The organism is Sphingobium sp. CR2-8, from assembly GCF_035818615.1.
Lineage (GTDB): Bacteria > Pseudomonadota > Alphaproteobacteria > Sphingomonadales > Sphingomonadaceae > Sphingobium.
The window spans coordinates 3,002,855-3,022,778 of sequence record NZ_JAYKZY010000002.1; the positions used below are offsets into that span (position 1 = coordinate 3,002,855).

Annotated in this window: 14 protein-coding genes and 1 pseudogene; all 15 read right to left on the reverse strand. The window is 65.0% G+C overall.

Annotated elements, in window-relative coordinates; translation table 11 throughout:
* Positions 1–302: 302 nt before the first annotated feature.
* The gene (locus U5A82_RS18695) at positions 303–1,949 is read right to left on the reverse strand and encodes an alkaline phosphatase D family protein (protein WP_326292373.1); all 1,647 of its coding nucleotides are present in this window, start codon (positions 1,947–1,949) and stop codon (positions 303–305) included.
* A gap of 23 nt (positions 1,950–1,972) precedes the next feature.
* Complete coding sequence (locus U5A82_RS18700) at positions 1,973–4,261, reverse strand: TonB-dependent receptor (protein WP_326292374.1); 2,289 nt, start codon at positions 4,259–4,261, stop codon at positions 1,973–1,975.
* 151 nt (positions 4,262–4,412) lie between these two features.
* A complete protein-coding gene (locus U5A82_RS18705; protein WP_326292375.1) occupies positions 4,413–6,878 on the reverse strand; it encodes an ATP-binding protein in 2,466 nt (821 codons plus the stop codon).
* A gap of 148 nt (positions 6,879–7,026) precedes the next feature.
* Positions 7,027–7,872, reverse strand: coding sequence for a glycosyltransferase family 2 protein (locus U5A82_RS18710; RefSeq protein ID WP_326292376.1), 846 nt, complete (start codon positions 7,870–7,872; stop codon positions 7,027–7,029).
* Complete coding sequence (locus U5A82_RS18715; RefSeq protein ID WP_326292377.1) at positions 7,869–8,456, reverse strand: SAM-dependent methyltransferase; 588 nt, start codon at positions 8,454–8,456, stop codon at positions 7,869–7,871. The genes U5A82_RS18710 and U5A82_RS18715 overlap by 4 nt, the downstream gene beginning before the upstream one ends.
* Positions 8,456–9,145, reverse strand: a complete 690-nt coding sequence (locus U5A82_RS18720; protein WP_326292378.1) for a PIG-L deacetylase family protein — start codon at positions 9,143–9,145, stop codon at positions 8,456–8,458. The genes U5A82_RS18715 and U5A82_RS18720 overlap by 1 nt, the downstream gene beginning before the upstream one ends.
* On the reverse strand, positions 9,142–10,269 hold the full coding sequence (locus tag U5A82_RS18725) for an acyl-CoA dehydrogenase family protein (RefSeq protein ID WP_326292379.1): 1,128 nt from the start codon (positions 10,267–10,269) through the stop codon (positions 9,142–9,144). Before U5A82_RS18725 ends, U5A82_RS18720 begins: the two co-directional genes overlap by 4 nt.
* Positions 10,266–10,862: a hypothetical protein gene (locus U5A82_RS18730; protein WP_326292380.1), complete on the reverse strand. Its 597-nt coding sequence runs from the start codon at positions 10,860–10,862 to the stop codon at positions 10,266–10,268. The genes U5A82_RS18725 and U5A82_RS18730 overlap by 4 nt, the downstream gene beginning before the upstream one ends.
* A complete protein-coding gene (locus U5A82_RS18735; RefSeq protein WP_326292381.1) occupies positions 10,757–11,311 on the reverse strand; it encodes a hypothetical protein in 555 nt (184 codons plus the stop codon). The genes U5A82_RS18730 and U5A82_RS18735 overlap by 106 nt, the downstream gene beginning before the upstream one ends.
* The gene (locus tag U5A82_RS18740) at positions 11,308–12,279 is read right to left on the reverse strand and encodes a glycosyltransferase family 2 protein (protein ID WP_326292382.1); all 972 of its coding nucleotides are present in this window, start codon (positions 12,277–12,279) and stop codon (positions 11,308–11,310) included. The genes U5A82_RS18735 and U5A82_RS18740 overlap by 4 nt, the downstream gene beginning before the upstream one ends.
* Positions 12,272–13,438, reverse strand: coding sequence for a glycosyltransferase (locus U5A82_RS18745; protein WP_326292383.1), 1,167 nt, complete (start codon positions 13,436–13,438; stop codon positions 12,272–12,274). Before U5A82_RS18745 ends, U5A82_RS18740 begins: the two co-directional genes overlap by 8 nt.
* A 77-nt stretch (positions 13,439–13,515) precedes the next feature.
* Complete coding sequence (locus U5A82_RS18750; RefSeq protein WP_326292384.1) at positions 13,516–15,735, reverse strand: catalase; 2,220 nt, start codon at positions 15,733–15,735, stop codon at positions 13,516–13,518.
* Between the two features lie 207 nt (positions 15,736–15,942).
* Positions 15,943–16,671, reverse strand: a complete 729-nt coding sequence (locus U5A82_RS18755) for a response regulator transcription factor (protein ID WP_326292385.1) — start codon at positions 16,669–16,671, stop codon at positions 15,943–15,945.
* A pseudogene (locus U5A82_RS18760) lies at positions 16,668–19,336 on the reverse strand (DUF4118 domain-containing protein). Before U5A82_RS18760 ends, U5A82_RS18755 begins: the two are co-directional and overlap by 4 nt.
* On the reverse strand, positions 19,336–19,923 hold the full coding sequence (gene kdpC, locus U5A82_RS18765; protein WP_326292386.1) for a potassium-transporting ATPase subunit KdpC: 588 nt from the start codon (positions 19,921–19,923) through the stop codon (positions 19,336–19,338). The pseudogene U5A82_RS18760 and the gene kdpC overlap by 1 nt, the downstream one beginning before the upstream one ends.
* Between the last annotated feature and the right edge of the window lies 1 nt (position 19,924).

Below are 19,924 nucleotides of genomic sequence, written 5' to 3' on the forward strand. Positions count from 1 at the left end.
GAGGGGGAGTTGCCCGGACTCCCGATTCCACTGTCGAGGAAGACGAAACCGTTTCATGACCGATATTAAAGAGCGGAACGGTTTTAGATCGGGTTAATAGGTGCGACACTAATCGCACGAGAACCGCCCGATTTGCGACGTTGCGGATAATGTTCGGCCAAGAAAAACATGCTTAAGCGGCAGTTACGCCTAGAAATGCACGCCGCGATTTTTTGTCCGGAATGGATCAAGCGCGGACGGCATTTGCAGCACCGATCGACCGGAACGTCTATCAGACGTCCCGGTCGATCGCCCTCTGATCGTCAGGCGTCCTGCAACAGCTTCGCGCCGCGCTGCACCGTCATCCGATGGGTGCCGGCCAGATCGGTCGTGCGGGTGCGGATATCCTTCATGAAATGCCAGTTCCCCGCGACCTGCTGCGGCGTCAGTTCGAGCGAGACATAGCCACGCTGGCTGGTGTCGCAAAAGGCCATGCCCGGATTGACCGACCGCAGCGCGCGGGCAATGTCGGCTGGCGGGACACCCTTGGCGTAGGTTTCGAAGCCCGGAGAGGTCACGCTGTGCCCGGCGAACTCCACGCCGACCCTGTCCTTGCCGCCGCCCTGCCCCGGCCCGCGTTCGCCCAGATTATAACCCCAGGCATTATGGCTGTCGCCCGACAGGACGACAAGGTCGGCGTCGACCGCCAAGGCGGCGTCGTACAGCCGGTTCCGGGCGGCGGGATAGCCGTCCCAGCTGTCCATATTAAAGGGCAGCCCCGCCTGCGATGCGGCAACCGCACCAGCCAGCGTCTTGCGCACGATTGCCGGCGCGTTGGCGGGCACCCAGTCGGCCGCGTTGGTGGGGAAGCGACCATAGCCCATGATGACCTGCTGGGCGAGGATCTGCCAGGCCGTCCCCTCTTTCTTCGACTTGGCGAAGCCGTCGTACAGCCATTTTTCCTGGTCCGCGCCCATTAGCGTACGATCCTTCGCACTCCACGGCCCGTCGCGAAAATCGGCCAGCGCCTTGGCCAGGTCGCCGCGCCCCGCCACGGCTTCGCCGACGTTCAACTGCTTGTTGCGCGCGGTGATCCGCGTCTCCGGCAGGAAGATGGTCGCCAGCGTGCCGATCTGGAAACTGTCATACATCGCGTCCGATACCGGCATCCATTCGCGATAGACCTTCTGCGCCGCTGCCTTGCGGACGGACCATTCGCCTTCCTTGTCGGGCTGATGATTTTCCGCGCCGTCGACATAGGCGTCGTTCGCCAGTTCATGATCGTCCCATTGCGCGATCATCGGGAAGGCGGCGTGCAGCGCCTGAAAATCCGGGTCCAGCCGATAGGATGCATAGCGCAGGCGGTAATCGGCCAGCGTCACCATCTCGTTCGCCGGTTCGATGACGCGCCCCGGCACCGTCTCTTCCAGGCTGGGATAATGACCGCGATCATATTCGTAGAGATAATCGCCGCAATGGATGACGAGGTCGATATCGTCGCGCGCAGCGGCATGGCCATAGGCGTTGAACCAGCCGAACGGCATGTTGGAGCAGGAAAAGAGGCCGATGCCGAAGCGCGACACGTCGCCTTGCGGCAGGGTGCGGGTGCGCCCGGTCCGGCTGATGCGGCCATCGGGCGCGATGAAGCGATAGAAATACCATTGGCCGGGCTGAAGACCGTTGACGATGATCTTAGCGGTATGATCGGCATCGGCGCGCGCCGTCGCCTCCCCGCCCGATATGACCTTCGTAAAAGCCGCATCGCTGGCGACTTCGGCGCGCAATGCGGTGTCGCTCGACCCGACATAGCGGGTCCAAAGCAGCACCGAATCGAGGCCCGGCTCCCCGCTGGCGACGCCATGGGTAAAGCCCCGCCCGCCCAATATCTGCGCGGCGCCGGGAATGGACAGCGCGCCCAGACCCAGCATGCTGGCCTTGATGAGCAGGCGGCGATCGATCGTGAAGCTCATGATGCTCTCCTTTGCACGCAGGCTCAGAAACGGCCGGTGAGTTGTACGCCGTAGAAGCGCGGCTCGGCCGGGATGTAGGTGGGGATACCGAACGCGCCGCCGGTGTTGCCCGCGTCGAGCAGATAGTTTTTGTTCGTCGCGTTGCGCACGAACCCGGCGATCTCATATCGCGCATCGGCGAAACTGACACCGGCCCGAACATTGACCAGCGTCACACCCTTCTGGCTGATCGCATCGGTGTTCGGCACTTCGAAGAAGATCTTGCTGCGATAGGTGACGCTGGGCGTCGCGAAGACACGCATGCCGTTGCCGATCGGCGCATCGATGGTGAAGCCTGCCGCCGCCTGGAATTTGGGCTGAAGGCGGAACTGATCGCCGGCAAAGCGGCCATTCTCCGGCTTGTCGTCGATGCCTCCGTCGATATAGCCGCCATTGGCGAACAGGTTCAGCCAGGAGGTCGGCTGGACCATCACCTCCGCCTCGACGCCCAGATTGCTGGCCGTACCGGCGCTGACCGTGCGCGTCACGCCATCGCTGCCCGTCACGCTGACCTGGAAATTGTCGTAGGTCTGGTAATAGACGCCGAGCGATCCGGAGAAGATGCCGCTATTGCCCTTCAGCCCGACTTCATAGTTCCAGACATTTTCTTCCGGGATCTGATTGATCCGCGCCGTGCCGCCAGCGCCGGCGTCCAGGCTGACGGTCGGCGAGCGGCGGCCTTTGGACACAGTGGCGAAGGCGTTCACCGCAGGCGAGAAGCGATAGAGGATGTTGAAGCGCGGCAGGAAGGCGATGAAACTATCCTCGGCGCGCAGCACCCGGCCGTTGGTGTTGACCTGACCGGGGATCAGCGGCGCGCGGCTCAGCACCGAATTGGGGACGGTCGTGACATAGCCCGACCGGCGTTTCTCGATGAGCGCACGGATACCGGCGGTCAGTTCCAGCGACGGCGTCGCGATCCAGGTGCCGTCGGCGAACATCGAATAGCTGTCGTTCTTCCCCTGATTTTCATACACCGAACTATAGGGGATGACCGTGGCCGCGCCCCTCGTCAGGATGGCGGTCGCCTGCGATGCGGTGACCGTGCCGTTGGCCGCGATGCACGGCAGGCCGGGAACCGCGCGCGTCGCGCACTGGATATAGGTGCCTTCCTCGGTCGAGAAGGGCACGCGCTGACGGTTCTTCTCGCGGAACATGTTCCAGCCGAACGATCCGCGGAAATGATCGTCGGCGTAGGAAAAGCGCGTCTCGTGACTCGCCTGCCAGCCGATCGCTTTTTCCGCAAATTCCAGATACCAGGCGGCCGAACCATCGGCGTCGAACAGTTCGTTGCTGTTGAAATCGCGATAGCCGTTGACCATCGTCAGCGTCCAGCCGTCGTCAATCTCCCAGGCGACGGTCAGATTGGCGTCATAGACATCGCGATGCAGGCCCAGCTTGTCGCCGCCCAGCACCGTGGAGGACAGCGGCGATCCGCTCAGGTTCGCCGATCCGAAGGGATTGCCCGGGCCTTCGGATGTCGGCAACGCGCGGGAAATGAACGGCGTGCCCGAATTGCGCTGCCGGTCGTAGGTCAGGATCAGGTCTGCGGTGAAGCGCTCCGTCGGCGTCAGGCGCAGCGAGCCGCGCACGCCCAGCTGATCGCGCGCATATAGATCATCCTGCGTCGCCGACAGATTCTTTACATAGCCGTCGCGCTTTTTCCAGGCGAAGGCGACACGACCTGCGACCTTGTCCGACCCGGCATTGACGAAGCCGGTCAGCAGCTTGGCGTCGTAATTGCCGTAGCCCGCCGACAGTTCGGCGGCAAAGCCGGGCTTGGGCCGCGCGGAAATCATGCTGATCGCGCCCACGGCCGACGCGGTGCCGAACAAGGTCGCCTGCGGCCCCTTGATCACCTCGATCCGCTCCATGTCGTAAATGTCCTGATAGGAACCGCGCGAACGCGATATGTCGACGCCGTTATAATAGAGGGTGACGCGGGGCGCCTGCTGGGCCGATCCGCTGTCCGACGTGATGCCGCGAATGACGATGCCCGGATTGTTGGCGCTCTGTTCCTGAATATTGAGGCCGGGAATATAGTTGGACAGTTCGTCCAGGTCCGATACGCCGATCTGCTCCATCCGCTTGCCGCTGATCGCGGAGATGGTGATCGGCACGTCCATTGCGCGCTGTTCGATCTTCTGGGCGGTGACGACGATCTCTTCGCCGGCGCCGGTCGCTTCGGCTTCGGGCAGGCCCGTCTGGGCCAGGGCGGGAACGGTCGAGCAGCCTGCGAGCAGGACGGCAAGGATGCGGATGCGATATGTCATTGGCGAGCCCCCATGTGTCTGGATGCGCTCGCCGCTGCCCTATGGATGTGACCACGCGACGGCACAGCCATGACAAAGCGATGAAAGTTCGGATACAGGGCTGTCATACCACAGACCGCAGCCCCGCGGCCTCCCGTCCGAAGCGATCGGATCAGGCGTCGGGACTGTTGGAACCGATGGCCGCCAGCATGCGCGCCAGCTCATCCCGGCGGAATGGTTTGGTCAGGCGTGGTACGTCGGGTTCGATCCCTTCCGCCTCGGCATAGCCCGACACGATCAGCACCTTGAGCGTCGGCTGAACCGGTTTGAGCATCCGTATGAGGTCGGTCCCGGTCATGTAGGGCATCAGATGGTCCGTCACCAGCAATTGCGGGGCCAACCCGTCCCCTATCAGTTGCAAGGCCCGTTCGGCCGAGTCCGCCTCCACCACCTCATAACCCAGGTCGAGAAGCATGTTGGCCGTGCTGATACGCACGATTTCCTCGTCATCGACCAGCAGCGCGACCCCGGCGCCGCTATGAGTCGATTGCTCTCCGACAGGTGCGCTGACATCCTCCGCCCGCACCGCGCTCACCGGCAGCCACAGCGCGACGTCGGTGCCCTCGCCTGGCCGACTGTGGATGGTCAACGCCCCACCCAGTTGCAACGCCAGACCATGGACCATGGACAGGCCAAGCCCGGTCCCCTTGCCGATCCCCTTGGTGGAGAAAAAGGGTTCGACCGCCCGCTTGCGCGTGTCGTCGTCCATGCCGCTGCCCGTGTCGCTGACGGACAGGCGGATATAGTCCCCGGGTTTGAGGTCGCCGACATGGCGCGACCCGGCGGTTTCGCCGGACGCCGCGATGCGCAGCGTCCCGCCATCGGGCATCGCGTCGCGGGCGTTGACCGCCAGGTTCAGGAGCGCCATTTCGAGCTGGTTGGCGTCTGCGGTCGCTGCGGGCAGGTCGGCGGCAGCATCGACGACCACGCGAATCTGGGGACCGGTCGTGCTGGCGATCAGGTCCGCCATGCCATCGACCAGGCGACCGATGTCCACTGCCGTGGCCTGCAACGGTTGCCGCCGGGCGAAGGCGAGCAGCCGCTGGACCAGCGTCTTGGCGCGTTCCGCCGACTGCATCGCGCCGTCGATCAGTCGCTGCTCGCGCTCGGTGCCGATGCCCTTGCGCTTGAGCATGTCGAGCGAGCCGACGATGGGCGTCAGCAGATTGTTGAAATCATGCGCGACGCCGCCCGTCAGGCTGCCCATCGCTTCCATCTTCTGGCTCTGCCGCAGCGCTTCCTGCGCGATTTCCAGTTCCGCTTCCCGGGCCTTCGCCTGGCTGAGATCGCGGCCCACGGCGATGAAGTTCACGCCATCGGCCTCCGGCGCCACGGTCCATTCGATATGCTTCCACCCGCCATCCTGCGTCGCGATGCGGTTTTCGAAGCGGGCGGGCTGATGCGTCTGCGCCATCTGCGCGATGGCGTCCAACGTCGGCGCCATATCGTCGGGGTGCATGAAGGTGGCGTAGCCGCGACTGAGCAGTTCCGTGGCGCTCCAGCCCAATGTCCGCGTCCAAGCGGGACTGACGGCCGACATCATGCCGCTGAAGTCCGCGCGGGCGAGCATGTCCTGGGACAGGGTCCAAAGCTGGTCCCGCTCGGCCGACCGGGCCGTGACCTGCTGTTCCAGCGTGTCGTTGAGTTCGCGCAAGCGTTCTTCGGCATTCCGCCGCGCGGAAATATCGTTGAACAATATGCCGACACGGCGGTCGACCGCATCCCCGACACGAAATGCATTGACGTCGAACCACCGGCCCAGCGCGCGCGATCCTTGTTCGAAACGAGCAGGCTCCCCGGTCGCGGCGACCCGGCCATAGGCCTCATACCACTGGTCCTCCAGGTCGGGCGCCGCTTCGCGCAACCATCGCCCCGTGATCGCCTCGGGAAAACCGGTCTGCAGATAGAAGGCCGGATTGGCCTCGATCACCCGATAGTCGATCCGTCCGTCCGATCCATCCAGATCGACTTCGACGACGCAGAAACCGGATTCGATCGATTCGAACAGCGTACGGTAGCGTTCCTGGCTGCGTTGCAGCGCCTGCTCCCCGCGCGCGCGCGACACGGCGAGCCGGGTCCGCTCGGCAAACTCGCGGATCAGCGCCAGCTCGGCGTCGCTCCACGCCCGCACCGTAACGGCGTTCACGAAAAACATGGCGACGAGCCGTCCATGTTCGACCACCGGCGCGTTGACGAAGGCGCGGGTGGTTTTACCCTCCAGCGCGCGGATGGCGGCCGGATCGGCGGTGCGCGCATCCTGCCGAATATCGCTGATGACGGTGAATTCGCCTCGCTTCAGACCGTCGACGAACGATCCATAGTCCCGCAGGGACAGGACGCCCGCCAACGTTTCGACGCCCGGCGCCGTCCAGTCGCAATCGACGTGCAGCGTCTCTTCATCATGGTCGATGGCGGCGTAGCCGACCCGGCCAACCTGGAGCGCGCGACCCAGGATTTGCGCGGCGGCGAATAGAATGTCTGCGGGATCGCGCAGATTGCGCAGGGCGTCGGCAAGATCGACAAGCGCGTTTTGCTTTGCCGCGCGCACCTCGGCATCCATATCGCTTGAATGACTCATCGCTAGGCACATGGATAAAAAAAACGGCTTCGGCAACCAGATCGACAACGGTCCGTCGGCTCCTGCGATCCGCCGCCTGAAAATATGCGCACCTCCCCAGGGCCAGCCACATGTCGCATAATCCGACCCTGTAGGATCGAATCATGCTCTAGGCGGCGGACGCTCGGCGCGCCCGTGTCAGGTCGGCTTCATCGGGACGGCGAAGCACCACGATCGCCTGATCGGACCATCGGATGAAGCCCATGTCGGCAAAGGCCCGCAGCCAGCCCTCCATCGGCCAGAATTGCCAGCGTTTGTGGAAGCGCCGCGCATTGTGCACGATATCCCCAAAATGCTGGAGCGGTGGATCGAGCACGTCATGATATTGATGGAAAGCGCCCGGCCCGCCGATGAACATCAGGGGAAGGCCAGCGCGCTGCGCCCTGAACCCGAAATCGGTGTCCTCCGCGCCATAGCCGGTGAACGCCTCGTCAAATCCGCCCAGCGCGATGAACCGCACGCGGCGGATACCGAATATCAAGGACCAGAACAGACCGGCATTGGCCTCTTCCCGCACCCCCGTGGCGGGGAATGCCCGCACCGGATGAGGCATGGCCGAACGCTTGAGCAGCTCTTCGTCCCACGCGCCCCGCGCATCCGTCGGCCCCAGATAAAAGGCTTCGGCGCAGAACAGATGATCCTCCCGATCCAGCTGGTCGCGCATGGCCCCCACCAGGTCGCGCATCGGAATGCAATCCACGTCCAGGAACAACAGATGATCGCCGACAGCCGCGCGCGCGGCGGCGTTGCGGGCGGCAGCCAGGGGCAGGCCCTCGCCGCCCAGCCGGATGACATGCACCGGGAAGGCGCAATCGGGCGCAGCCACCGGGGAATCGCTGCCCATGTCCACGATGATCAGCTCGTCGGGCAGCACGGCGCTGCGCCGCAAACCTTCGACAAGCTGGGCCAGATGCCCCGCCCGGTTCTTGACGATCGTCAGGACGCTGATGCTCATATGGTATGACGCCACAGGTCGAGCCGATAGCGGGCCCGTCTGTCGGCCCGGACGATCGTCATCCGCTCGCCCAACCGCGCCCAAAGCTTGGTGACGGCATCGTCGCCGCTTTGCGGATAATCGGTTTCGCCGGTGAAGTGGACGAGCAGAAGGTCGCCGCCCGACACTAGCTGCGCCTGCAACCAATCGGCCGCCCGCGCCAGATCGGCGTCGTCCCAATAATAAGCGACCTCGGACAGGACCACCAGATCGAACCGGTCGCTGGGCGTGTCCTTGGGAAACATCATGCGCTCGAAGGCGACCTGATCGAACGTCGCCACCCGTTTCCGCGCCGCCTGCAGGGCGGTTTCGCTCACGTCGATCGCCAATAAAGCCTCGCATTGCGGCGCTAGCCTGGCGGTCAGCATGCCTTTCGCGCACCCGACTTCCAGCGCATGGGCATAGATCCGGCCGGACAGCGCCTGGACGCTGTCCTCATACTTGGCCTGCTCATAGGCGCTCGTCTCCAGATCCCAGGGATCGCTCGTCTCGCGAAACATGGTTTCGAAATATCCTGCGTCCATCGTGGTCGGATGCCGGGCCATCATCGTCTCCTGACATAGAGGATATCATGCGGCGTCATGCGGCGCTTGTCCTTGGGCAGGCGGAAGCCTTCGCCATGGGCCGCCGTCAACTGACTGCGATGGGCGGCCAGCGCGTGGCGGCGCACCCCCGGCAGCATCGGCCTGGTCATCAGCGCACGATGGGTTCGTGCCGTCGGCGGCGCGCCCCAGACCGGATATTCGGCAACGAAGAGCCTGCGCTTGCACGACGATTTCACCGCGCATGCCAGCCTGGCGGCGGCCGCATGATCGCAATGCGGCTCCTGCAACGCCGTCGTCGCGATGATGTCGACCCGCAACCGAACGCACAGCGCCGCCAGCCTGCGACGACTGCGCGCAAACGCCGGGCTGTCCACATCTTCCGGATGCGCGTCCCGCCATCCCAGGAAAAGCGGCGCCGATCCCCGGCCACCCAGCAACCGCCGCAGCGCCAGCGTCCCCTCGCGTTTGCGGGTGGCGATCAGGCGACCGGCCCTGTCGTCACGCACCGGGTGCGATCCCGACCCATCGGTCAGATAGACCAGACCGGCCAGGCAATCGGTCGCGCCCAATTGCGCGATCAACGCGCCCGTCCCCAATGTCTCGTCATCGGGATGCGGGGCCAGCAGCAACCAGCGTCGGTAGCGCCAGGGCCGCCCCGCTATCGGGCGCGCAACCGCGCGCCCGCTCACCAAAGCCTGTCTCCATCGCCCCAGACATCATGGTCGATCCAAGCGATCGCCGCCTCATCCTTGGCATGATCGGGACCGGCCTGGCGAAGATAGAGGCTGAGGTCGCGGATGATCTTGTCGATTCGCTCTCCATCGACGGCGCTGCGCGTTCCCACGATGCGGCTCGCCAGTTCCATCACGTCGAGCGCCGCACGCTCCACGACGCCACGAGTCATCCGTGCGAAGGCCGGGCCATCGATATCCCTTGCCGCCGCCCGCAAGGCGCATTCGCGCACCCACAGATAGGCCGTACGCGTCGCCGCGACTGCATCTGCAAATTTCGCGCGTTGCAGGGGATCGGCCCGCGCCGGCGGTGTCATGGCCTCCCGCGTCTCGGTCAACAGTGCCTCGATGCCGCCAAGCTGCACTGCGGTGAACCGCCAGGCGCCCGTGGTGAAATCCGGCTCCCGATCATAATCGCCCGCTTCGCCCAGCAGATCGTCCTGCGCGATGGCCATGCCGCTCAGATCATAACGCCCGCTTCCCGTCGCGCGCATGCCCCGGACCCGCCATTGCGACAGGTCGGCCCGCGCGGGATCGTCAGCCTGTGCGATAACCAGTCGGCGCGATCCCTCTGACGGCTGGGCGGTGATGATCGCATGCGCCAATCCGCCCGCTCCGGTCGCAAAGGATTTCGCGCCGTCCAGCGTCCACCCCTTTGCCGCAGGGAGCAGATGAACGCCCGGCGGCGGCTCGGTCGCCCAGACGCCATAGAGCGCGCCCTGACCCAGCGTCTGGCGCAGGATCGCATGCTGGGCCGCAGTGCCGAACCATGCGAACAGCAGCAGGGCGTTCACATGCCCCTCATAGAGGCGCCCGACGCTGAGGTCAGCGCGCCCGACGATGCGCAGGACCGCCATCATGCAGGCATATGCGCGCTGAAGATCGGGAAAAGGATCGCCCCCCGCCTCCACGGGCGCGAAAGTCGCCAGCAACCCGGCATCGCGCAGCAGCTTCACGCTCTCGACGGGAAAGACCGGGGCAGCATCATAACGCGCGCCAAGCTGCGCCAAGGCCCCGGCAATGGACCGCGCCCGATTTTCCGCCGATCCGGCATGGCGTGTCTGACTGTCGGCGACCGTCATGCCGCCTGATCCCATGCCGGTCCCTGGCGATCCGCTACCCCTTGTAGCCATTGTGCCGCAACGCGCACACCATCCGGGTCGTGCAGTCTTCGTCGCGCTTCCGAGCCGAGCGCGATCGCTTCGGCGATCAGAGCATCCCATTGCGCCACATCCGGCCAGCGGGACAGGACGATCGCCGCACCGACCTTGTTAAGGCCGCGCGCCATCGCCTGCTGTTCGCCAAAGGGCCTGTCTTCGGGGATGCAGATGAACGGCCGATCGGCGGCCAATATGCTGCCCACAAGCCCGTCCCCCGCCGCGCCCACGACCACCGTGGCCGCTGCGATTTCGCGATCCGGATCAACCACCCAACCCAGCATGTCGAGATTCTCCGGCAGATGACGCGGCACGGAACAGGGCCCCATCACGCGCCACCGCCAGTCCGGGCAGCTTTTCGCCGCCCTTGCCATCGCCTCACCATCGCCCGGCTGTCCACCGCGACCGTAAACTACCAGGATGGTGCGCCCTTCCCCATGAAGGCGGGACGACGGCGTTGCGGTGATGCCCGGCAGATAGCGGGTCTTGGCGCGCACCCATGGCGGTGTCGATCCCATGTCGAGCTCTGCATGGAACGGGGCGAGCAAGGCGGTCGCCCCCGAAAAGCCTCCAGATGCGGCGCATCGCGACGATCGCCATTCAGCCGGACATAGACGACCGGCACGGACGCCAAGCGCGCCAGCATCGCGACTTCGACGGATACGTCGACCACCATCAGCGATGGCCGTTGCGCGGCAATCCACTGCAAAATCGCCGCGGTGCGCGCCCGCACACCGCCATGATCGATCGGCGCATAATGCAGCGCATCAGGACGGCAGTCCGCTCTATCGACGCCGTCGAACCCGCCCGAAACCGGCCGATCGTCCGCCAGATCGATGCCCAGCGCGCCGATCCCCGTGCCCAATAGCGTGACACGTCCACCGGACGCCGCAGCGATTGCCCGCGCCCGGGCCAGATGCCCGGCCCCATGATGGTGCACATAATAGCCGATCGGTCGTTCCTTCATTCCCAGGCCTCCAACGGCATGTCGTGCACCATGGGTGGCAGCAGCGGTTCCTGCCGCGCGATATCCGCATCCCCATCGGGACGCGCGCGCATATGCCTGCGCCATGTCGCCCGGGCCTCCCAATGGTGGAAGGCTGGCGCCATCGGCACGCGCATGTCTTCCGCCGCCTGAAACATGTCGCGCATAGCCGCCGCCATGCCGCCTTCGGCCCGCCCCTCGGTTCGCGGCGACACCCGCACATGGACATCGGCGGGATGCGCCAGTCGGCCACCCATCGCGACCGCCGCCCGCACCAGCGCCAGGTCTTCGCCGGTCGGCATGATCGGCACGCCGCCACAGGCAAGGTAGAGCTTCGCCCTGATCGCCAGCGACGCCCCCGTATGGTCGCCATGCCGGGGCGCGGGATCCCAAGCGACCGGATCTATCCTATCTTCGATGGCGCGCACCTGCGCCCAATAGCCGTCCCATGCGGAGCGCAGCCGCGCGACCGCTTGCGGCAAAGGCTCGCGCTCCTCGTCGATGACGATCTTGCCGCCAACCAGATCGGCGCCCCGCGCAAAGGCCGCCGCGATCGCGCGCAGCCATCCGGCGGGCGGGCGGGCGTCGGCATCGGTGCTGACCAGCACGCCGCTATCCAGATCAGGCAGACAGCGCATGCCCTCGCTCATCGCCAGTCGGCGGGCCGATCCCGCATGCGCCAGTTCGGCCGGAAAGTCGGCCACGCTCACCCGGATGTCCAGGCGATCCGCATGACGCGCCCGCGCCGCCGCTATCGCGCCCAGGCTGTCGTCGGTGCTATTGTTCACGGCGACCGAGACGCAGATCGTCCCAGGCCAGTCCTGCCCGGCAATGGCGTCGAGTAAGAGCGGCAACCGGTCGGCCTCGTCGCGCGCCGGCACACAGATGCAAAAGACGATCGGCAAGGCGGCGATCTCCGCCCCGACGGCGCGCTGAAAAGGCTCAGACATGGCCCGGCATATCCCCTACGGGTCCAGCGATCGCAGCGCCGCCAAGGGGGAGGATGGCGGACATGGGATCGGCCGCCGCCTTGCCGACCAGCCGTAGCCTCGTGTCGCCATGGGCGACCAGTTTGCGATAGAGCGCTTCATAGGCATCGATCATGCGGCGGGCGTCGCACACCCGTTCCGCGCGCCTGCGGCAGGCCGCACGATCGAGCGAGAGGGCCGACCGCACCGACGCCGCCAGCGAATCCACATCATCGGGAACGGCGAGCACCCCGCACGAAGAGTCCAGTATCTCCGGGATCGCACCACGCGCAAAGGCGGCCACCGGTACGCCACAGGCCAACGCTTCGGCCACGACCAGCCCATAGGGCTCATCCCACAAGGGCGTACAGAGAAAAGCGCGCGCGCCGCCGACCAGGGCGGCGAGCGTCGCATGCGCCAGATGGCCGACATGGCTCGCGCCCGCGCCCAGATGCGGAGCGATCTGTTCGCGAAAATAGACCTCGTCCAGGATCGGTCCGGCAATCTTGAGCGGCAGGCCGACCTTGCGCGCCGCCGCGATCGCCAGATGCAGGCCCTTTTCGGGCACGATACGCCCATACCAGACCAGATAGGGCTGCGCATCGGGCGTCGGATGGAAGGAGAAGCGGTCGAGGTCGATACCGTTCATGATGACGGCGTCTGTCGGTATGACATGGTCCCATAGCCTGCCCAGGGCCTGGGACACGGCAACGAACGCGTTGTTGCGCGCGCGGCACAGGCGGATTCCGCTCTCCAGCCAGCAGAAGGGTGGCGTGTGCAGCGTCGTCACCATGGGCATCGGTAGGCTGTCCGCCATCGTCACCGGGATATAGTGAAGACTGTTATTGTGGATGATGTCGAAGCGCCGATGCCGCAATGCGCTCATCAAACTCAGATAGGCATGATGTTCCTTGAAGAAAGCGATATCGGGCGCTTCGGCAGTGCCAACCGTGCTGATCGCCGTTTCGGAACATATCGCTTCCAGGCCGATCTCGGGTGCCGATCGCGACGAGGCGAAGACCGTCACCGCATGCCCGCGATCGCGCAGCGACCGGGCGAGCAGATGCGTATGCATCTCCAACCCACCCGCAAAGGGTTCGGCGATCGGATATTTCAGGTGGGCGATGATGCCGATCCGCATGCGGAATGGTCCTCACAAGGTGGCACAGAAGGCTGGCGCACGGCCAGCCCTCCGTTTGTCGGAAATGACGGGACGGCTCAGCTTTCTGGCTGGGCATCCAGGTCGATGGCTACCTCGCGCGGCCAGTAGCGCAGCGACCGGCAGGCCTCGATAAAGGCCTGTGCATCGGCTGGCTTCGCGATAGGCAGACACGCCTCGTCCAGATCGTCGGCAATGCCCGCCTTGACGAAGATCGCCTCGGCATCGGCGCTGATGCCGATATATTTGCAGTGCGCAAAGGCATCGGTCGCGAAATCCTTGGCCGCCGCGTCGAGCGACAGCAGCGCCGCGCCCTCCGCCGACACCAGGATGACGACCGCGTCGAACAGGACCGATGGACCGCCATCGACCTTGTGCCTGGCCGCGACCGTGGTGCCGTCCGACAGCGTCACGCCCGCGATCTTGGGCGCGATGACTTCATAGACCGCGCCTTCGCCGTCGATCGCCTTCAACAAAGCCTTGAAGATCGCGGCGTCCGCGCCATCGCTCAGCATGATGCCGACCTTGCGCCCCTTGAACGTCGGCGGCCCGTTCTTGACGATGCTCAGCTTGTCCGAAGGCGGCAGGTCGGCAATGGGTTCGCGCGCCGCGACCGCCGGATCGGGCAGCGGCATGCCCAGGCCGTCCGCGACCGTCTCCGCCAGCGTCGCATCGATGTTGCGCAGATGCGACACGGTGCGCGACCGGATGTCGGGACGCTCCACCTTCGACAGTTCGAACACCAGCGCGTCGCCGATATGCTTCTGCTCGATCTCCGTCTGGCTGATCAGGAACTGGCGCGCCTGACTATAATGGTCGGCGAAGCTTTCCGACCGGACCCGTTGCTTGGGACCATCGGCGGTTTCGGCGAAGCTGACGAAGCCCTTCGCCGGATCTTCGCGCGGCCCGCCCTGCGTCGCCCCCCAGCTATTGGGTTCGTAATTCACGCGGCCCTTGGGATTGCGCATGGCCATATGCCCGTCCTGCTGGAAATGGGCCATCGGGCATTTGGGCGCATTGATCGGCAAATGGGTGAAATTGGTGCTGCCCAGCCGCTTGATCTGCGTGTCGAGGTAGGAGAAATTACGCCCCTGCAACAGCGGATCGTTCGAGAAATCGATGCCCGGCGGCACATTCTGGGTCATGAACGCGACCTGCTCGGTTTCCGCGAAGAAATTGTCGACCACGCGGTCGAGGACCAGCCGCCCGACGATGCGTACCGGCACCAGCTCTTCGGGAATGATCTTGGTCGCGTCGAGGACATCGAAGTCGAAACCGTCGGCGAATTCATCGTCGAACAGCTGGACGCCCAGTTCCCATTCCGGGAAATCGCCTGCGTTGATCGCGTCCCACAGGTCGCGGCGATGGAAATCGGGGTCCGCGCCGTTGATCTTGACCGCCTCGTTCCAGACCACCGACTGCAGCCCCTGCTTGGGCTTCCAGTGAAACTTGACGAAGGTCGACTTGCCTGCCGCATCCACGAAGCGGAAGGTATGGACGCCAAAGCCCTCGATCGTACGAAGCGAGCGCGGAATGGTGCGATCCGACATGATCCACATGATCATGTGCATGCTTTCGGGCGTCAGGCTGATGAAGTCCCAGAAATTGTCATGGGCTGTCTGCGCCTGCGGGAAGTCGCGATCCGGCTCGGGCTTGGCGGCGTGGATCAGGTCGGGGAACTTGATCGCGTCCTGGATGAAGAAGACCGGGATATTATTGCCGACCAGATCCCAATTCCCCTCCTGCGTGTAAAGTTTGACCGCAAAGCCACGCACGTCGCGGGCGAGGTCCGGCGACCCCTTGGATCCGGCGACGGTCGAAAAGCGCACGAAGGCGGGCGTGCGTTCGCCCACGCGCTGGAACACGTCGGCGCGGGTGACGTCGGCCAGGCTGTCGGTCAATTCGAAATAGCCATGCGCGCCATAGCCGCGCGCATGGACGACGCGCTCGGGAATGCGCTCATGATCGAAATGGAACATCTTCTCGCGGAAATGCGAATCTTCCAGCAGCGTGGGACCACGCGCGCCCTGCTTCAGGCTGTTCTGGTCGTCCGCCACCGGAATGCCGTGCTGCGTCGTCAGCGTGGCGACATCGCCGCCCGCGCTCTGACGGGTTTCCCCGCCATTGCCCTGCGGTTCGGCATAAGCATGCGATATATCGGCATCGGCAGGGATCGCTGTCGCGTTGCGCGGCGTTTCTCCACCCATGTCGGCGGGCGAAAGGTCGGCGGGGGTGATCATGCCATCGGGGGCGCTGGATTTCGGGGGCGTTTTGGCCATGATGATCCTCGTCTGCTGAAAGATGGCCGCCACAAGGGATGATTTCGGATAAATCCGACCATCAGCCTGTACCGGTGGCGGCAAGACTTTCACTAACAGCCTCATGACCGCGAAGTTGCTAAATATTTTCGGAAACTAACCTGGGTCAGCACGATTGTTGCAACGTCGCTGACATCGTCACCGCGACAAGCTGATCAGCGCGTCTATTCAATCACTATCAGGCGCAAATTCTTCGGTCTCGCCTTCCACATTGAAACGCAATCTATAGCCGATGCCCAGTTCGTTGCCGATGATTCGGGGCCGCTGGGGATCATTTTCCAGCTTTTGCCGGAGCGTCCTCACCAACACCCGCAGATATTCGACATGATGCGCATGCTCATTGGGCCAGACATGCGCCATGATCTGCTGATGGGTGATGACCCGGCCGGGAAATTTGGCGAGCTGCGCTAGCACCGCATATTCCTTGGGCGTCAGATGCGTCTCCCTGCCCCCCTTGAGCACCGTCCGGTTGAGAAGGTCGATCTCCACGTCGCCAGCGCGCACGGTCGTCACGCCGCCACCCTTCGTCATCCGGTTGCGCAGCGCGACGCGGACCCGCGCCAGCAGTTCGTCGGTGTCGAACGGCTTGGTCAGATAATCGTCCGCGCCCAGGTCCAGCGCGGCGACCTTCTGGTCGGTCGCGTCGCGCGCAGACACGATGATCAGCGTCGTGTCGCTATGCTGCTTGAACAACGGCACCAGTTCCAGCCCGTCGCGATCGGGCAGGCCCAGGTCGAGCAGGCTGATGTCGGGCCGCTCGGCTTTCAGCTTTTCTAGCGCCTCGCGCGCATTCTCCGCCTCGACAATGGCATAGTCGGCACGGGTCAGCGCGGCGTGGATGAGCTTGCGGATATGCGGCTCGTCATCCACGACCAGCACCTTGTGACGCACTTTCATAGGATGTCCTCGCGGGGCAGGTCGGCGATGATCAGCGATTGCGGCACGCAGATGGTGAAGCAGGCGCCATAGGGTTCCAGATTGTTGGACGCGGACACGGTCAGCCCCATCGCCTCGGCAAAGCCCTTGACGATGGCCAGGCCCAGGCCGGTGCCATGCTTGGCCCGGTCCGACCCTTCCAATCGGGTGAAGGTGTCGAACACGCGCGCCTCCGCACCCGGAGGGATACCCGGCCCTTCGTCCAGGATCGACAGCAGGATCGCATCGGGCGTGCGCCGACCCCGGACCACGACCGGCGTGCCGGGATCGGCGTAGCGTCCCGCATTGTCGAGCAGGTTGATCAGGCAATGGTGCAGCAGGGTCGGATCGACGCGCACCAACGGGATGTCGGGCAGGATATCGACCTGCACCGCATGGCCGACCAGCGATTGTCTGGTGTCGTGGACCGCGCCCGCGACCGCGTCGAACAGATCGGTCGGCTCGACCTTCAACGGCAAGGCCCCCGCCTCCACCCGCGCCATGTCGAGCAGATTGGCGACGAAGCGGTTGAGCCGCCGCGCCTCGGCATCCACCGTATCCAGCAGGTCCGAGGGATGCTGCCGCTTGAGTTCGTGGATGGCGGAAATGATGGTGGTGAGCGGGGTGCGCAGGTCGTGGCTGACCGAAGAGAGCAGCGCGGACCGCAAGCGATCGCGCTCATGCACCTGCCGCACGTCCAGCATCTCTTCTTCCAGCGCCATCCGGTCGAAAGCGATCGACGCCTGGTCCAGCAGGCTCATCAACAGCGGAATTTGGTCGGACCGCAGCGGCTGCCCGGCATCTTCGCGCGCCAGCCCCAGTACCCCCAGTACGCCCCGTGTGGTGCGCAGCGGATGGAACAGCCAGTCGGACGCCGTCAGCGTCGACGATCCGCGCCCCGCCGGCTGCGCATTGTCCATCGCCCATTGCGCCGCCGCCTTCTCGATCTGCTCCAGCCTGTCCTCCGGGGGAAGGCCGCCCGCAACTGCGGCCCGTCGGGCGACGGTAGCAGCAGGACGGTGCGCAGAGACAGCAAACGCGACACCTCAGCACAAATCGCCTGCATCAATTCTTCACGGCTGGCCGACGCCGTCAACTGGCGCGAAAAGCCCGCCAACGCCGCGTTCTGCCGCGCGCTGGACTGAGCCAGGTCCGCCTGCGCGCGCACCCGCGCCGCGAACTGGCTCGTCACGATCGCGACGCCCAGCAACACCAGGATGCTGATGATATTTTCCGGGTTGGCGACCGTCAGCGTGCCCGTGGGCGGCAGGAAGAAGAAATTATAGGCCAGGCTCGACAAAAGCCCCGAAAACAGGCCCGCCCGTATGCCGAAGCTGGCGGCGGCGAACATGACGGGGATCAGATAGAGCAGCGCGATATTGTTGAGATCGATCGTTTCGACCAGCAATCGTCCCAGCGCCGTCATCGCGGCGATCATGGCCGCCGACCAGATATAGTCGATCGGCTTGCCCCGGTTAAGGGCCGTACGCTTGTGCGCGCCCTTTCGCACGGGCGCGGGATCGTCGGCGGGCAGGACATGGACCGCCACGTCGCCAATCTCCCGCACCAGCTTGTCCACCACCGATCCATGGCGCAGTTCGAACCACCAGGACCGGGCCGACTTGCCGATGACGATCTGGGTCGCGCGCGCATCGACTACATAATGTTGCAAGCCCTCGACCACAGACGCCGCGGGTATCGTCGCCGTCGTCGCGCCCAGCCGCGACGCGAGCGCCATCGTATCGGCCAACTGCTCTCGCTCCGCCTGCGTGAAGGCCAGGCTGCGCTGCGTTTCAATATGGACGGCGGACCAGGGCGCCTTCAATGCGTCGGCCAGCCTTTTGGCGGCGCGCACCAACCCCTGCGCGCTCGGCACCTCGCCGATCGCGACCAATATGCGCTCGCCTGCGGCGAAGCTGCCCGCCAGCGCATGGGCGCGCACATAGTCCAGCATCTGCGCATCGACCGCCTGCGCCGCGCGGCGCAGCGCCATCTCGCGCAGGGCGGTCAGGTTGGACTTGGAAAAGAAATGGCCCAGCGCCCGCGTCGCCTCCTGCGGGATATAGACCTTGCCCTCCTTCAACCGCTCGATCAGTTCGTCGGGCGGGATGTCGACCACCTCGATCTCGGACATTTCCAGGATCGAGTCGGGCACGGTTTCGCGCACCCGCACGCGGGTGAAGGACGCCACCACGTCGTTCAGACTCTCGACATGCTGGATATTGACGGTGGAATAGACGTCGATGCCCGCGTCCAGCAGTTCCTCGACATCCTGATAGCGTTTGGGGTGCCTGCTCCCCGCTGCGTTCGTATGCGCCAGTTCGTCCACCAGCACGAGTTGCGGCCGACGCGCCAATATCGCGTCGATATCCATCTCGCCCAGCCGGTGCCCCATATGGTCGACGGCGCGCCGGGGCACGATCTCATGGCCGTTGAGCAGCGCCTCGGTTTCCTTGCGGCCATGCGTCTCGACCACGCCGACCACCACGTCGATCCCGGCCGTGCGCCGCTGCATGCCGTCGGTCAGCATCTCGTAGGTCTTGCCGACACCGGGCGCCGCACCCAGGAATATCTTGAGACGGCCGCGACCTTCCTGCGCCGCCTGGCGCAGGAAGGCCTCCGGGTCTCGACGGGTGGGATCGTTCATCAAGACTTGGTAGCGCCGATCTCATCCAGCCGTCGATTGATTTCCAGCACATTCACGCGCGGCTCGCCCAATATGCCCAACAGCGGGCGTTCGACGCTCCGTTCGACGAGCGCATGGATCGCGGGAGCGGCAAGCCCCCGCGCCGCCGCGACCCGCGCCACCTGATAAAAAGCCGCCTCGGGCGTGATATGGGGATCGAGGCCCGAGGCGGAGGCGGTCACCAGATCGGACGGAACGGGTCGATCGGGTGTAGCAGGCTTATAAGTCTGGATGTCGCCCTTCACCCGGTCGACCAGCGCCTGCGACGCGGGACCCAGATTGGAGCCGGAGGAGGCAAGGCCGTCATAGCCCTTGCCCGCCGCCGAAGGGCGCGGATGGAAATAGCGATCGCTGGCGAAGCCCTGACCGATCAAGGCCGACCCCACGACCTTGCCGTCCGCCACGATCAGGCTGCCATTGGCCTGCGCGGGGAAGACCAACTGGCCGATGCCGGTCAGCGCAAGCGGATAGGCCAGGCCCAGCAGCATGGCGAAGAGGATCGTCATGACCAGAGCGGGCCGGAGCGACGACAGGATGTCCTTGTTCATG